The 15,019-nt window shown below is 65.0% G+C and carries 13 protein-coding genes, 2 tRNA genes and 1 pseudogene; 12 read left to right on the top strand and 4 right to left on the bottom strand.

The window, feature by feature from the left end:
• The 3 genes and pseudogenes from HMPREF1138_RS09190 to HMPREF1138_RS09180 form a co-directional block, all read right to left on the bottom strand.
• Positions 1-177: pseudogene (locus HMPREF1138_RS09190) on the bottom strand (IS256 family transposase); the annotation flags it as partial.
• On the bottom strand, positions 177-818 hold the full coding sequence (locus HMPREF1138_RS10525; RefSeq protein ID WP_443110660.1) for an IS1/IS1595 family N-terminal zinc-binding domain-containing protein: 642 nt from the start codon (positions 816-818) through the stop codon (positions 177-179). The gene HMPREF1138_RS10525 and the pseudogene HMPREF1138_RS09190, both read right to left, overlap by 1 nt.
• A gap of 308 nt (positions 819-1,126) precedes the next feature.
• Positions 1,127-1,200: transfer RNA gene (locus HMPREF1138_RS09180), tRNA-Gly, on the bottom strand.
• 100 nt (positions 1,201-1,300) lie between these two features.
• Here HMPREF1138_RS09180 and HMPREF1138_RS09175 point away from each other — a divergent pair.
• The 8 genes from HMPREF1138_RS09175 (at position 1,301) to HMPREF1138_RS09140 (ending at position 7,777) form a co-directional block, all read left to right on the top strand.
• Positions 1,301-1,377: transfer RNA gene (locus tag HMPREF1138_RS09175), tRNA-Pro, on the top strand.
• Positions 1,378-1,424: 47 nt separating this feature from the next.
• Positions 1,425-1,706 carry a hypothetical protein gene (locus HMPREF1138_RS09170; protein ID WP_039937788.1) on the top strand — a complete coding sequence of 94 codons (282 nt, stop codon included), beginning with the start codon at positions 1,425-1,427 and terminating at the stop codon, positions 1,704-1,706.
• A 215-nt stretch (positions 1,707-1,921) separates the two neighbouring features.
• Positions 1,922-3,241, top strand: coding sequence for a trigger factor (gene tig, locus HMPREF1138_RS09165; RefSeq protein ID WP_009059041.1), 1,320 nt, complete (start codon positions 1,922-1,924; stop codon positions 3,239-3,241).
• Between the two features lie 214 nt (positions 3,242-3,455).
• Positions 3,456-4,067 (top strand): ATP-dependent Clp protease proteolytic subunit, encoded by a 612-nt coding sequence (locus HMPREF1138_RS09160; RefSeq protein WP_009059033.1) that lies wholly within the window; start codon positions 3,456-3,458, stop codon positions 4,065-4,067.
• On the top strand, positions 4,067-4,711 hold the full coding sequence (locus tag HMPREF1138_RS09155) for an ATP-dependent Clp protease proteolytic subunit (RefSeq protein ID WP_009059029.1): 645 nt from the start codon (positions 4,067-4,069) through the stop codon (positions 4,709-4,711). Before HMPREF1138_RS09160 ends, HMPREF1138_RS09155 begins: the two co-directional genes overlap by 1 nt.
• A gap of 242 nt (positions 4,712-4,953) precedes the next feature.
• Entirely contained in the window at positions 4,954-6,213 is a 1,260-nt protein-coding gene (gene clpX / locus HMPREF1138_RS09150) for an ATP-dependent Clp protease ATP-binding subunit ClpX (protein WP_009059023.1), read from the top strand.
• A gap of 47 nt (positions 6,214-6,260) precedes the next feature.
• Positions 6,261-6,617 (top strand): chorismate mutase, encoded by a 357-nt coding sequence (locus HMPREF1138_RS09145; RefSeq protein WP_009059044.1) that lies wholly within the window; start codon positions 6,261-6,263, stop codon positions 6,615-6,617.
• A 134-nt stretch (positions 6,618-6,751) separates the two neighbouring features.
• Entirely contained in the window at positions 6,752-7,777 is a 1,026-nt protein-coding gene (locus HMPREF1138_RS09140) for a LacI family DNA-binding transcriptional regulator (protein WP_009059037.1), read from the top strand.
• An 84-nt stretch (positions 7,778-7,861) separates the two neighbouring features.
• Here HMPREF1138_RS09140 and HMPREF1138_RS09135 read toward each other — a convergent pair whose 3' ends face one another.
• A complete protein-coding gene (locus tag HMPREF1138_RS09135; protein ID WP_009059043.1) occupies positions 7,862-10,900 on the bottom strand; it encodes a glycoside hydrolase family 2 TIM barrel-domain containing protein in 3,039 nt (1,012 codons plus the stop codon).
• Positions 10,901-11,088: 188 nt separating this feature from the next.
• Here HMPREF1138_RS09135 and HMPREF1138_RS09130 point away from each other — a divergent pair, with 188 nt between their 5' ends.
• From HMPREF1138_RS09130 to HMPREF1138_RS09115, 4 genes are all read left to right on the top strand, one after another.
• Positions 11,089-12,531, top strand: a complete 1,443-nt coding sequence (locus tag HMPREF1138_RS09130) for a glycoside-pentoside-hexuronide (GPH):cation symporter (RefSeq protein WP_009059024.1) — start codon at positions 11,089-11,091, stop codon at positions 12,529-12,531.
• Between the two features lie 305 nt (positions 12,532-12,836).
• On the top strand, positions 12,837-13,337 hold the full coding sequence (locus HMPREF1138_RS09125; RefSeq protein WP_009059035.1) for a hypothetical protein: 501 nt from the start codon (positions 12,837-12,839) through the stop codon (positions 13,335-13,337).
• A gap of 38 nt (positions 13,338-13,375) precedes the next feature.
• Positions 13,376-14,410, top strand: a complete 1,035-nt coding sequence (locus HMPREF1138_RS09120; protein ID WP_009059027.1) for a peptidoglycan-binding protein — start codon at positions 13,376-13,378, stop codon at positions 14,408-14,410.
• A partial coding sequence (locus tag HMPREF1138_RS09115; RefSeq protein WP_039937783.1) for an ABC transporter ATP-binding protein occupies positions 14,407-15,019 on the top strand: 613 nt, incomplete at its 3' end. The genes HMPREF1138_RS09120 and HMPREF1138_RS09115, both read left to right, overlap by 4 nt.

Below are 15,019 nucleotides of genomic sequence, written 5' to 3'. Positions count from 1 at the left end.
CAACCCGCGCTCCAAGGCCTCCTTGAGCAACGCCGGCAACAAGCCCTGACTGCCCGTCATCTCGACCTCGCCAGCATCAAGACGCTCAAACAACGCATCCAACGCCCCCGAGCGACGCAGCTCCTCCACCGTCTCACGCCCACTAGCGCGAGCCGCAACAACATCATCATCATTCATCATGCATCAATCCTTTCAAACAAAAGACGGATACACAGACAATTAAACACGCCCATGTCTTGCACGTGCGTGAGCTGGCGCCCCAGAGCGTACAAGCTACGCGAGGCCTCCAGTTTGGGGCGCGTTGTGGTGGCTTGGCGAATACGGCAATACGCGTGGAAGGTACAGCGCTGGACGCGCGTGGCGGGCCAGACCTTCTTGCACGCCCTCGCGAACCCGCTGCCCCCGTCGGTGACGACCAGGGCCGGGGGCGCGATCCGGCTCATGAGCGCGCCCCAGGCCCGAGAATTCTCACTCCTAGCCGCGTACCAGCCCAGCACGCAATCGGGTGTTTGGGCGATGAGGACCACGGCGTTTGGGCCCAGGTGGATGCCGTCGACGAAGATGACCTCATGAACCTCATCGATGATCGGGCTGAAAGGCCATAACTGCCACAACGGCTCACAACGCCTACGAAACGAGCGGCCCCCACCAGGCAAATCCACCTGACGACGTCGACCCAGCAGCCAGGCCAAGAACTCATCAAGATGCTTGGCCGTGGAGTCTATTTCGTTCAGCGTCGTGATTTTGCAGGGTTTACACCGCCAGCGCTGACGACCTGTTGACGTCTTACCGTGACGGATCATGGGGCGGCCACACACAGGGCATGATGCAGTATTCACAGGAACGAGGCAAGCACGACCAACTAAAATCGTGACTTTCCCGCGCGACAAAGCCGAAAAGTCACCCTGCTAGCAACACGATTTGTCCATCCTCATAGTTGGTCCCAACCAACTAAAACATCGACTTTCCCGCACCAGAAAGCCCAAAAGTTACCCTTCCAGCAACACGCAGTGTCCTATAACCCGATTTTTCCGCACCATCACGCAGAAAAGCCAGTACAAGACCAACACGTTTTGTCCTTTAACGCCAAAGCCCCGGGCCGAGCGGCCCGGGGCTTTCCTGGCAGTGGAGCGGATGACGGGAATCGAACCCGCGTGATCTGCTTGGAAGGCAGAGGCTCTACCATTGAGCTACATCCGCGTACCCCCGGAGGGGACGTGGATGATCCTAGCGGTTATTGTCTACGTGCGCGACATTTATTCGCCCCTCCCGTATGATGGGTCAGCGGGCACCAGTCCGACGGGGTGTAGCGCAGCTTGGTAGCGCATCTGCTTTGGGAGCAGAGGGCCGCAGGTTCAAATCCTGTCACCCCGACCAGTCGCGGCACCGCTGTCGCGTCCGCCAACGTGAACGGGGGAGTGACCGTGCCGTCCTATCGCACCATCCTGACGGTCACCACCATGGCACCCGGGCACCGCCCCGAGGACGTCGAAGCGGCGGCCCGCTCCGTGACTCGGCTCGAATCCTGGGACATCGCCATCGCCTCCGGCCAGCCGCGCGTCACCGCCCGCTTCACCGCGATCGACGACGCTGACGCGCGAGCGACTCACGCCTTGATCACCGACGCCGTCAGGGGCGTCGCCGAGGTGCCGCGCTCGCGTCTCGCCGCCGTCGTGCGCGGGCGCTCCCACTACCTCACCCCCTGAGTGCGCGCCTCCGACCGGGGTGCCCAGGCCTCGTCGTTGAGCCGAGGAACAGGGGAAACGTGTGTCATTGCGCACGCGATAAGGCCGTGAGGGGCTCCATAGGCGCGTTTGGGGCGCCGAAGAGAGACATCGGGCAAAGCGTGGCGTAGACTAGGCGAGTTGTTATGCGCCCGAAATGGGCGTTCCCCGATTCGTAGACTACGGAGCGTGCGCACGTGAAGAGCACCGTTGAAAACCTCGAGCCCACCAAGGTTCGCCTGACCGTTGAGGTTCCCTACGAGGAACTGAAGTCCGAGATGGACAAGGCGTACAAGGAGATCGCCGGACAGGTCAACATCCCCGGCTTCCGTAAGGGCCACGTTCCTCCGCGCATCATCGACCAGCGTTTCGGCCGCGCCGCCGTCATCGAGCAGGTCGTCAACCAGGTCCTGCCCGGCCACTACTCCGACGCCATCAACCAGAACGACCTGCGCCCCATGGCTCAGCCCGAGATTGACGTCACCGAGATCCCGAACGCGACCGGCCCCCAGGGCGGACAGCTCGTCTTCACCGCCGAGGTCGCGGTCGTTCCCCCGTTCGAGCTGCCCGAGATCGACGAATCCATCGTCGTCGAGGTCGAGCCCACCGAGGTCACCGACGAGGACGTGCAGAAGGAACTCGACGACCTGCGCGGCCGCTTCGCGACCCTGAAGACCATCAACCGCAAGGCCAAGACCGGCGACTTCGCGACCATCGACCTGGTCGCCACGATCGACGGCGAGCAGGTTGACTCCGCCTCCGACGTCTCCTACGAGATCGGCTCCGGCTCCATGCTCGACGGCCAGGACACCGCGCTGCGCGGCACCAAGGCCGGCGACGAGGTCACCTTCACGTCCACGCTCAAGGGCGGCGACCACGAGGGTGAAGAGGCCGAGGTGACCATCACCGTCAAGGCCATGAAGGCTCGCGAGCTGCCCAAGGCCGACGACGACTTCGCCCAGATGGTGTCCGAATTCGACACCCTGGAGGAGCTGACCGAGGACCTCAAGAAGCAGGCCGCCCAGTCCAAGGAGTCCCAGCAGGCCCTCGCCGCGCGCGACGCCCTCATCGACGTCCTCCTCGACAAGGTCGAGATCGTCCTGCCCGAGTCCGCGGTCGACCACCAGGTCGAGCACCGCGTCGGCGAGGACGCCAAGCCCAAGGCGAAGAAGGAGGCCCGCGAGGCCGTCGAGAAGGAGATGCGCACCGAGCTGCTCTCCGAGGCCCTGGCCAAGAAGTTCGACGTTCAGGTCTCCCAGCAGGAGCTCATCGACTACGCGATCCAGATGTCGCAGAACTTCGGCATCGACATCAACCAGCTGTTCTCCTCCTCCCAGCAGATGGCGAACGTCGTGGCTGACCTGGGTCGCTCGAAGGCTCTCATCGAGACCCTCAAGGTCGTCTCAGTCAAGGACACGAACGGCGCCGACGTCGACCTGTCCAAGTTCTTTGGCACCGATCCGGCCACCGAAGAGGGCGCGGAGATCATCACCGAGTCTGCCGGCGAGCAGGAGTGACCCGCTGCGGGTGATCCAGCGCGCGAGTGACTAACTCGTGGGTTGAGGGGGCGAGGCTTCGGCCTCGTCCCCTCACCGCATGTACTCAGTGCACGTGCCTCGCTCATGTGCCGACAGCGAAACGGCGGCCCGGCGCGCGCGCCGGGGGGCGCGCAGCGGGTACGGTTGACACCAATGGGGCCGACTGGGCCCGCGAACAGACGAGGAGGTACGCGTGAGCGTGCACAATACCGGGGTTGCCGGCGAAGGCTCGCAGCTGGGACTGGGCGACTCGGTCTACCAGCGCCTGCTCAAGGAGCGCATCATTTGGCTGGGTGGCGAGGTTCGCGATGACAATGCGAACGCGATCTGCGCGCAGCTGCTGCTGCTCGCGGCAGAGGACCCGGACCGCGACATCTACCTGTACATCAACTCGCCCGGCGGCTCGGTGACGGCCGGCATGGCCATCTACGACACGATGCAGTACATCAAGCCGGATGTCGTCACGGTCGGCATGGGCCTGGCCGCGTCGATGGGCCAGTTCCTGCTCACTGCGGGCGCGCCCGGCAAGCGCTACATCACGCCCCACACCCGCGTCCTGCTGCACCAGCCCCTGGGTGGCGCTGGCGGCTCCGCGACGGAGATTCGCATCAACGCGGACCTGATCTTGGGCATGAAGAAGGAACTCGCAGCCATCACCGCGTCTCGAACGGGTAAGACCGTTGAGCAGGTGGAGGCCGACGGCGATCGTGACCACTGGTTCACGGCGCAGGAGGCCCTCGAGTACGGCTTCGTCGACCGCGTGATCGACAGCCCGCAGGAGATCGGAACGCGAGGAGAGAACTGATGAGCACCCAGCCCTACTTTGAGGCGGTCGCACGCCAGATGCCCCAGGCCCGCTACGTGCTGCCCGATTTCGAGGAGCGCACTGCCTACGGTTTCCGTCGCCAGAACCCCTACACGAAGCTGTTCGAGGACCGCATCGTGTTCCTGGGCGTGCAGGTGGATGACGCCAGCGCCGACGACGTCATGGCACAGCTGCTGGTCCTGGAGTCCCAGGATCCCGATTCGCTGATCACCATGTACATCAACTCGCCCGGCGGCTCCTTCACGGCGCTGACCGCGATCTACGACACGATGCAGTACATCAAGCCGCAGATTCAGACGGTCTGCCTGGGTCAGGCCGCCTCGGCCGCGGCCGTGCTGCTGGCTGCTGGCTCGCCCGGCAAGCGCCTGGCGCTGCCCAACGCGCGCGTCCTCATTCATCAGCCGGCGATGGAGGGCATGCAGGGGCAGGCCTCGGACATCCAGATCGTCGCAGACGAGATCGACCGCATGCGCGCATGGCTCGAGGACACCCTCTCGAAGCACTCGGGCAAGCCGGTGGAGCAGGTGCGCCGCGACATCGAGCGCGACAAGATCCTCACCGCCCCGCAGGCCGCCGAGTACGGCTTGATCGACCAGGTCCTGGAGTCCCGCAAGGCTCTGTGACTTGTGAGATGTTGACGAGGCCGTGGATTCCCTGTGCCGGTGAGTGCGGGGGCGCTGCGGCCTCGTCATATATGCACGCGGGGTGACGGCAGGGGACCGGTACCTTTTGTGGTGATGTGTGAACATTTCATAACAATGAGCGCGCCTGCGTGGAAAATATCCCCTTGTGCATTAGGTTATTTTCTAGTAAGTGCGACAGCGTCTCCGACCGAACGGAAAACGCTCAATCAAGTGGAGGTCTCGTGGCTCGTCTGACTGATGGCGCGGAACTGCTCAAGTGCTCCTTCTGCGGGAAGAGCCAGAAGCAGGTGCGTAAGCTCATCGGTGGCTCCGGCGCATATATCTGCGACGAGTGCATCGAGCTGTGTAACGAGATTATCGAGGAAGAGCTCGGCGCACAGCAGGCCTCGACCTCGTCGACGCCCCTGCCTAAGCCTCGTGAAATCAACGAATTCCTCAATACGTGGGTGATCGGCCAGGACCGTGCCAAGCGCGCCCTGTCCGTGGCCGTGTATAACCACTACAAGCGCGTGCGCTCGCGCGAGGCGGGCAACGCCGAGGACATGCTGGGCACGAAGTCCAACATTTTGCTGCTGGGTCCCACGGGCACGGGCAAGACCCACCTGGCGCGTTGCCTGGCCCGCCTCCTCGATGTGCCTTTCGCGATCGTGGACGCCACCGCGCTGACGGAGGCCGGCTACGTGGGCGAGGACGTGGAGAATATTCTCTTGCGCCTCATCCAGGAGGCCGACGGCGACATCAAGAAGGCCGAGAAGGGCATCATCTACGTCGACGAGATCGACAAGATCGGCCGAAAGGCTGAGAACGCTTCGATCACGCGCGACGTGTCCGGCGAGGGTGTCCAGCAGGCGCTCCTGAAGATCATCGAGGGTACGGTCGCCTCCGTACCCCCCACGGGCGGGCGCAAACACCCCCACCAGCAGTTCCTGGAGATTGACACTTCCGGCATCCTCTTCATCGCGGCCGGCGCGTTTGCGGGCATCGAGGATATTGTCAAGGGGCGCCTGGGGCGTCGCTCCACGGGCTTCGGTTCGGAGCTGAAGAGCACCTCGGAGATGGGCGACCTGTACGAGGCCGTGTCCGCCGAGGACCTGCACAAGTTCGGCATGATTCCCGAGTTTATTGGCCGCCTGCCCATCCTGACCTCCACGAAGGAGCTGACGGAGGAGGACCTGGTGCGCGTCCTCACCGAGCCGTCGAACTCTCTGGTGCGCCAGTACCAGCACCTCTTCGAGCTGGACGGCATGGACCTGGAGTTCACCCACGAGGCGCTCCTGGCCATCGCCGCGCGTGCCAACGAACGCAAGACCGGAGCGCGTGGCCTGTCCTCGATCATGGAGCAGACTCTGTCCGACCTCATGTTTGACCTGCCCAGCCGCGACGACGTTGCCCGCGTGGTCGTCACCCGCGACCTGGTGGAGGGCGTGGGCGAGGCCGAGCTGTACCCCGAACGTTCCTCGGAAGGCAAGCGCAGCGCCTGAGTCCTCTCGCTAGACTGGGGGCAGTCGATACGCACCAGGAGGATTGTATGCAGGATCGTGACGAGGCCGTGTTGGCATCGTCGGCCGACCGGGGAGTCAGCGGCATTCCCGCCGAGCTGGCGGAGGCACGCGCAACAATCGACAACATCGACGCCGCCCTCGTCCACATTCTCGCCGAGCGTTTCCGTTGCACGCAGCGCGTCGGCCACATCAAGGCGCGCCTGGACCTGCCTCCCGCAGACCCAGCCCGCGAGGCCCGCCAGGTCGAGCGCCTGCGCACGCTGGCCGCCTCCTCCGGCCTCGACCCCGATTTCGCGGAGAAGTTCCTGGGCTTCATGGTCCGTGAGGTCATCCGCCACCATGAGGACATCAAGGCCGAGTACGACGAGAGTTCGCGCCTCTAAGTGCGGGCGGGCAAACCCCGCCCCGACCTCGTTCATCGACACGCCCCGGTCGGTGCAGCGCTCATTCGCGTTCGCGTGGCTCGCATCGGTTAGACTGTCACGAGTTGGTTCAAGGGTGTTTGGGGATAGGATCGATGGTTAATCTTGGCGATATCGCGAAGGCGACGGGCTTTTCGAAGGCGACCGTGTCTCGTGTCTTATCTGGTGACCCCAGCTTCACTGCGAAAGAATCCACCCGACACCGAGTGATTCAGGTCGCCAACGAGCTCGGCTACGCGCTGCGCACATCCCGCTCCAGCATCCCCCTGACCATCGCCGTGCTCGAAAACTTCGACCCGTCCAACGGGCCCCAAGACTCCTACTTTTCCGACGTGCGCGAGGCGCTGCGCGAACGAGCAGCCGAGAACATGATGTCTCTGACGTTCTTCCCGGACGTGCGTGCCCTGGTCGAGGCCGGGCAAGACTACTCTGGCTTCGTGTCCCTTGGCCCCGCGCCCCTGACGCGGGACAACCTGGAGGCGTTGCACGAGGCGCTGCCCCACGGCGTGTTCATCGACATCAATCCCGCTCCCACGCTCTTCCACTCCGTGCGCCCCGACCTGCAACAGACCGTCATCGACGCAATCTACGCGCTGCGCGAGAGCGGCCGGGAGCGCATCGCGTTCATCGGTGGCGACGGGCACGTGATGGGCAGCCACGTGTTTGGCCAGGACCCGCGTACCGTCGCCTTTGACGAGTGGGCGCGCCTGCTGGCTATGCCTATCGAGGGTCTTGTCCGTGCCTCTGGTCCCTTCTCTGTGGACAACGGCCGACGCCAGGTCGACGAGCTGGTTGAGTCCCTGGGTGAGGACCTGCCCGACGCGATCCTGGTCGCCGCAGACTCACTCGCCGTGGGCGTCCTCCAGGCGCTATCTGCGCGAGCGATCCGCGTGCCCGATCAGGTCGCTGTCGTCTCCATCGACAACCTCGAGGTATGCCAGTACACGGCTCCGCCGCTGAGCTCCTACGCGATAAAACGTTCCGAGCTGGCCGAGACGGCCCTCATGCTGCTGTCCGACTCGATCGTGGGGCGCTTCACGCACAAGCATCACGTGCTTCTGTCGACTCAGCTGGTTGCGCGCCAGAGTTTCGTGCCCGCTACGGCCGAACCCGAGTCCTGAGCGCCGGGCGGAACTCGCGTCGAGGGCCAATAGGCAGCCGGTGGCGGCGCGGTGGGCACTCACCGCGCCGCCGCCGGTTTCATCTCAGATGAGCGAGAGCGTCACGTCGAGGACCTGCGTGTCACTCGCGTCGACGTGGAACTCATCGTGGACCGGTGAGCCCCACGAATCGTCTCCGCCGACCCCCATCTGAGCGGTGAGGAGGCGCAGGTAGGTCGCCGCGCGCTGCTCAGGCGCGGGCATCTCCCACCAGTGCCCGGCCTGCTCGATCTGGGCCGAGGAGTAGGGCAGGAGCGAGACGCCCAGCTCGCCGCGCGCCTCGATGCGCAGGCCATGGCCCTCGGCGTCCCTCACCTCGCACCAGCGCGTACCTGGGTGGTAGCCGCACTCCTGCGGTACCGCGTAGGGCGCGAGTCCCTGCACCGCGGTGTCCTCCCACACGCCGAGGTTCGCCCCGTCCAGGCGATCCGCGTATGCCTCAACGGGGCCGAGGCCGTAGAAGCGCAGGTGGTCAATCGAGGACGGCAGTGCCCACTCCACGCCGAAGCAGGGCATCGTCGGGAGTCCCTGTGCGCCCGGGTAGGTCGCGGTCAAGCGGATCGTGCCGTCGGCGCGCAGCTCGTAGCAGACCGGAACGATCACGTCCTCCAAGCCCGCGAGCTTGTACTCGTAGGTCACGACAACGCCGCCGGGTCCCTCCTCGACGCTGGTGTCCACGCAGCGCGCGTAGGAACCCGCCGTCGTCCAGCACGCGCGATCGAATCCGTGGCCGCACCCACGGTCGTTGTCCGTGAGCGGACGGAAGGTGGTCAGGCGCGGCGGGCGCAACACCATGGCCGTCTGGCCGCGCTTCCACTGGACGATGCCGCCCGCCGTGCGAGACAGCAGCGCCTCGTTGTCGCCCTCGCGCATGCCGATGTTCCAGCGGCCCACCGTGAAGGAGGCCCCGCCCGCAGGCGCGGTGTCGGCCACCTCGGGACGCGAGTGGATCGTCTGCCCGACGGACACGACGTGTCCGGCCTCGCACCAGGGCGTATCGGAGGCCAGGACGAGCGCGGCCTCCAAAACGATCTCGCGCTGCGTGTCAGCCAGCAGATCGCCCGGCCAACCCACGGCCACGGCGCTCTCCTCGCCAGGGACAGCCACGGCCTCATACGTCTCCTCCCACGCGACCTCGCCGTCGGCGAGCACGCGAGCGCGGATGCACAGATCGGAGGCAGGGGCGGGCAGCGCCACCGCGGACACCGCGATCCCATCCGAGCTCGGGGTGAGCGTCACGGGGGAGTAGAAGGCCTTGACGGCCTGCGCCTGGGGCTTAGGCGTTCGATCCGCAAACAGGATGCCGTCGCAGGAGAACTCCCAGTCGCACGGGCGGTCACCGAAGTCGCCGCCGTAGGCCAGGAAGTCCCCACCCGACGCGACCGTGGCCTCGTGGTACAGGGCCTGATCGACGAGGTCCCAAATGAAACCGCCACCATATTCGGGGTAGCTCTCCAACGCCGTGTAGAGCTGAAGACCACCCACCGAATTACCCATCGAGTGCATGTACTCGCACGACAGGTAGGGCTTCTTGGGAGCAGAGCGCAGGTACTCCTCAATCGCGTCGGGCAGCGCGTACATGCGCGACTCGATATCGGAGGCGTCGTCGAACTCGCGATCCCAGGTCACGCCCTCGTAGTGGACCGGGCGCGCCGGATCCAGCTCGCGCGAGCGGCGGTACATCGAGCGGAACACCTCACCGCCATACGATTCGTTGCCCAGCGACCAGATGAGCACGCTCGCGTGGTTACGATCCTGGCGTACCATCGACTCCACGCGATCCACGCACGCGCCCTCCCACTCCATCTTCGAACCCGGAATCGCCGTCTCGGGCGTCGGAATGTCGCCCGGCGTGCACCACGAGCCGTGGGTCTCCAGGTTCGCCTCGTCGATGATGTACAGCCCAAACTCGTCGCACAGATCCAGGAAACGTGTGTCGTTGGGGTAGTGACTGGTACGAATCGCGTTGATGTTGAGCTGCTTGCACAGCTTAACGTCCGTGATCATGGTCTCCAGCGACACCGTGCGGCCCGTGCGCGGATCGAACTCGTGACGGTTGGCTCCGCGGAAGATCAGGCGGCGCCCGTTGAGCATGAAGACGCCATCGACAATCTCGAAGCGACGGAATCCCACGCGCTGGCTCACGCGCTCCACGCTCACCCCGTCGGGGCCGCGCAGCTCGAGGGTCAGCGTGTACAGAGCCGGCGACTCCGCACTCCACGGGGACACATCCGCCAGGTCGGCAGTCAGCTCCACGCGCTCCGCGCTCGCGGGCCCCTCGGTGCGCCATGCGACCTTCCCGTCCGGGTCCGTCAGCTCGGCGGCCACGGTCAGGCCCTCGCAGGCCCCCGCGATGGTGGCCGCGACGCTCAGGCCGCCCGAGCCGCTCGCGTGGTCGTAGTCGGCGCCCACCTCGAGGTTCTCCACGTGGGCTGTGGGCAGCGCCACCAGGCAGACCGAGCGGAACAGGCCGTGGAATCGCCAGGAGTCCTGGCCCTCCAGCCAGGAGGCGCTGGAGTGCTCGTAGCACACGACGACGATGTCGTGCTGCTCCCGGTCGTCGGCCAGGGCGCCCGTGATGTCGAACTCGCTGGCCGTGTAGCCGTCCTCGCAGTAGCCGACGAACGTGCCGTCCACCCAGATGTAGAGGGCCGTCGCGAAGCCGTCGAAGCGCACTCGCACGCTGCCGCGCGCATCCAGGGTTTGCGCCACGGCCTCGTCCAGTGTGAAGGAACGACGGTAGACAGCGACGCGGCAGTCCGCGGGAGCAGCGGGGGCCTGCGGGTCCTCGTGCCCATCCCAGGGCATCTGGATGTTGACGTAAGCCGGGGGCCACAGTCCCTCGGTTTCAAGCGTGGAGGGGACGGGCACTGCATGCACGTGCCCCTGAGTGAACGCACTGGTGGGGTTCTCCAGCGACACGCACTTGCCCGAGGTCAGTGCCACCTCCCAGATTCCGTCGAGGCTCTGGCGGGGCGCTGTGGAGCGGTGCGAGGAGCGGGCGCTCAGTCGATTGACAGCGAAGGCCTGCGGATCGTGGAGCCAGGCCGGGTTGGGCGTGTGGATAAGAGCGGTGCGGGACATGGAGACCTCCGAATGTGCGACGTTGCGTATGGAGCGAACTTGCTCTGCAATCAGGGTAACCGGTTGTTTCGATGAACGCAACTAGGTAACCGATAAACTGTCTGTAATCAAGAACACCGTTGCGGTACTTGGGTAAATACGTTAACTTAAAGGTGTCCAACTTAGAGTTGCTTCGAAGGAGAGGGACCATGTCGCACAACCAGGGTGCACACAAGAGCTGGGTATCGCGCATCTGCTACGCGATCGGCAATCTGGGACAGGCTGCGTACTACAACGCGCTGTCGACATTCTTTGTCACCTACTACGCGGCGCAGACACTGTTCCGCGACTACGAGGCCGAAGAAGCCACGGCGATGATCGGCATCATCACGGCACTCGTCTTCATAATTCGTATCGTCGAGATCTTCATCGACCCGCTGCTGGGTAACCTGGTGGACAACACGACCACGCGCTGGGGCCGCTTCAAGCCCTGGCAGGTGATCGGCGGTGTCGGCTCATCGATCCTGCTCTTCGCGATCTTCACCGGACTTTTTGGCCTGGTCAACGTCAACAAGGGTGTTTTCATCGTTGTCTTCATCATCGTCTTCGTGGTGCTCGACGTCCTGTACTCGCTGCGCGACATCTCCTACTGGGGCATGATCCCCGCCCTGTCTTCCTCCTCGGAAGAGCGAAGCGTCTATACCGCCCTGGGTACCTTCACCGGCTCGATCGGCTACAACGGTGTCACCGCCATCGTCGTCCCCGTGGTCGCATTCTTCGGCAGCGTGGCCGGCGCTGGGGCTGAGAGCCAGGCAGGCTGGAGCGGTTTTGGCGCGGTCGTTGGAATCCTCGGTATCATCACCTGCCTCGCCGTCGCATTCGGTACCCGCGAGGAGGAAAGCGTCCTGCGCGATCCGGGAGACAAGTCCAGCCCCCTCCAGGCGTTCCAGGCGATCGGTCGCAACGACCAGCTGCTGTGGGTGTCCCTGTCCTACGTCCTGTACTCAATCGCGAACGTCGCGACCACAGGCTTCATGATCTACCTCTTCAAGTTCGTGCTGCGCCTGCCCGACAGCTACTCGATCGTCGGCATCATCGCCTTCGTCGTCGGCCTGATTGTCACGCCCCTGTACCCGGCGATTAACCGCCGCGTGCCGCGCCGCTACCTTTACCTCGGTGGCATGGTGCTCATGGCTATCGCCTACATCTTGTTCATCCTCTTCTCCACAAACCTCACGATCGTTTTCATCGCCCTGGTTCTCTTCTACCTGCCCGCCACCTGCATCCAGATGACCGCGATCCTGACAATCACGGACTCTGTCGAGTACGGCCAGCTCAAGACCGGCAAGCGCAACGAAGCCGTGACCCTGTCTGTCCGACCCATGCTGGACAAGATCGCCGGCGCCCTGTCCAACTCCATCGTCGGTTTTGTCGCCATCGCGGCCGCCATGACCAACGACGTTGATCCCGACCTGCTGACCACCGCGAACATCGAGACCTTCAAGACCGCGGCCTTCTACGCGCCCCTCGGCGTCATTGTCCTGGCCTTCCTGGTCTTCGCCTTCAAGGTCAGCCTGACGGAGAAGAAGCACGGCGAGATCGTCGAGAACCTCAAGCAGAACATGAGTCGCGCCGACATCACGGAGGGCTAAGCTCTCGCGGTCCTGACAAGAGGCCTGTTGGGTGAGGAAAGGGGGGCGGGGGACGCGCGGGCGTTCCCCGCCCCCCTTTGTGTCAAGGATCGACAAGGCCGGAGCTGGCCTCGCTCTCACCATGCCCCACGCGAGGCTCAGCCTTGTGCGTACACGGCCGCCACGGCCTCGTACCGGTGTTCCCAGGGTTGTCTGATGAAATTCTGCGCGCGCTCCCCGATAGTTTTCAGGTAGCTTTCAGGATAGAGGGCTGTAATCTATCTCGGAAGTGAGACCCACACCCTAAAATTCTTCAAGGAGTTTCAATGAAGACTCGCACGCAGACGCGCGTCCTTGCAGTCATCGCTCTCACCCTGGCGGCGGCCCTGAGCGCCTGCGGATCGCAGACGCAGAACTCGTCCTCTTCGACCAACGGCGGCAATTCAAGCTCCTCATCCTCCCGTGGCGGCTCCGGCTCGGGAAATGGGGCGGCATCCAACGACCCCAACCTCGTGTTCGCCCAGTGCATGCGTGAGAAGGGCTTCGACGTGCCCGACACGGGCCTGACCCCCGACCAGCTCAAGGACAACTCCGACGCCTTCAACAACGCCCTCAACGAATGCATGGCGAAGGTTTCCAACCTCACCGGCGAGGACGACCTGACGAATGACCCGGCGGGACGCGAAGCGCTGATCAAGGGCGCGGAATGCCTGCGCGGCCTCGGCTACGACGTGAAGGACCCCGAGCCGGGCAAGGGCGTGAACCTGCAGGACATCCCTCAGGACGCGATCAACAAGTGCTTCGGCAACCCCGGAGGCGCCAAGTGAGTCGACCGCGAACCCCACGCCTCGCGGCATCACTCGCGATGCTGGTCCTCGCCGGAATGACGCTGTCGGCCTGCTCGGGCACGAACGCGGCTTCCGACGCGCCCCAGTCTTTCGACGGGGCCACCGCGACGGTCGAGCGCGGAGACCTGGTGGGGGAGACCACCGTCCAGGGAACCCTCCAGTACGCCGACTCCTACACGCTCAAGAGTGCCTTCGACGGCGTCGTCACCGCCCTGCCCACGCCCGGCACGACCCTCACGCAGGGATCGCACGTCTACACGGTGGCCGGCAACAACACCTACCTGCTCCACGGGGCGACCCCCGCGTGGAGGACCTTCGAGGAAGGCATGAGCGACGGCGAGGACGTCACCCAGCTGGAGAGCGCGCTCTCCGAGCTCGGCTATTTCGAGGCCACCCCGAACGCCCACTTCGACTGGAACACGATCGCCGCGATCAAGCGCTGGCAGAAAGCCCTGACGCTGCCGCAAAACGGCACGCTGCCGCTGGGAACCGTGCTCTTCGCCCCCGAAGACATGCGTATCGGCGCGCTCAAGTCCCGCGTGGGCGACACGGCGACCACCGAGACGGAGCTCTTCACGGCCTCGTCCTCGCGTCAGATCATCTCCGCGAACCTCAAGCTCTCCGACCAGGCCCTGGGCGTCGTCGGAAACTCCGTGACCATTCGCCTGCCCGGATCCGCCGCATCGACGACCGGCACGATCACGGCCGTCGAACCCCCCAGGGATAAGCCTGGCGACGAGGGCTCCAAGGAGACGACCAAGGAGCGTATCGTCCCGATCACCGTGACCCCGGACGACACGTCGGCCCTCGACGGCACCCAGGAGGCCTCCGTGTCTCTCGGGCTCACCTCCCAGACGCGCAAGGATGTCCTCTCCGTGCCCCTGGGTGCGCTCGTCGCGCTGACCTCCGAGCAGTTTGGTGTCGAGGTCGTTGACGAGGCCGGCACCGTGACCCGGGTCCCGGTCACCGTCGGCATGTTCGCGGGCGACCGCGTCGAAGTGAGCGGCGACGACATCGCCGAAGGCCAGCGCGTGGTGGTGCCCAACCGATGAGCCATATCCTGGAATTGACCGACGTGCACCGGTCCTTTGGCTCACCCCCCGTGCACGCCTGCAACGGAGTATCCCTGAGCGTCGATGAGGGCGAGTTCGTCGCCATCGTCGGCCCCTCGGGCTCCGGGAAATCCACCCTGCTGAACCTCATCGGAACGCTGGATCGCCCCACCTCGGGGAGCGTGTGCATCGGTGGAACCGACGTGTCCTCGTTGCGCGACACCGAGCTGTCGGGCGTGCGTTCCTCCCTCATCGGCTTCGTCTTCCAGCAGTTCCACCTCACGGCCGGCGTGTCGGCCCTGGACAACGTGGCCGACGGGCTGCTCTACCGGGGTGTGCCCCGGGCCAAGCGCCGCGAGGCCGCGCGTGAGGCGCTCACCCGAGTGGGCCTCGGACATCGCATCGACCACAAGCCCCACCAGATGTCGGGAGGCGAACGTCAGAGGGTCGCGATCGCGCGCGCCATCATCGGCCACCCGGCCCTGCTGCTCGCGGACGAACCGACCGGCAACCTGGATTCGCGCTCCGGCGCCTCCATCGTCGCCCTGCTGCGCGAGCTCAACGAGGCCGGCACCACCATCATCGTGATCACCCACGACAACGAGCTGG

This window comes from Actinomyces sp. ICM58 (assembly GCF_000283035.1).
GTDB lineage: Bacteria > Actinomycetota > Actinomycetes > Actinomycetales > Actinomycetaceae > Pauljensenia.
Note: the sequence above shows the minus strand (reverse complement) of the source record. Positions and strands in the feature narration are given on the sequence as shown.

Bases quoted from the DNA above. Each gene is read 5' to 3' on its own strand.
- HMPREF1138_RS09125 (WP_009059035.1), top strand. From the start codon at position 12,837: ATGAAGACTCGCACGCAGACGCGCGTCCTTGCAGTCATCGCTCTCACC.
- HMPREF1138_RS09120 (WP_009059027.1), top strand. From the start codon at position 13,376: ATGCTGGTCCTCGCCGGAATGACGCTGTCGGCCTGCTCGGGCACGAAC.
- HMPREF1138_RS09155 (WP_009059029.1), top strand. From the start codon at position 4,067: ATGAGCACCCAGCCCTACTTTGAGGCGGTCGCACGCCAGATGCCCCAG.
- HMPREF1138_RS09145 (WP_009059044.1), top strand. From the start codon at position 6,261: ATGCAGGATCGTGACGAGGCCGTGTTGGCATCGTCGGCCGACCGGGGA.
- HMPREF1138_RS09140 (WP_009059037.1), top strand. From the start codon at position 6,752: ATGGTTAATCTTGGCGATATCGCGAAGGCGACGGGCTTTTCGAAGGCG.
- HMPREF1138_RS09130 (WP_009059024.1), top strand. From the start codon at position 11,089: ATGTCGCACAACCAGGGTGCACACAAGAGCTGGGTATCGCGCATCTGC.
- HMPREF1138_RS09135 (WP_009059043.1), bottom strand. From the start codon at position 10,900: ATGTCCCGCACCGCTCTTATCCACACGCCCAACCCGGCCTGGCTCCAC.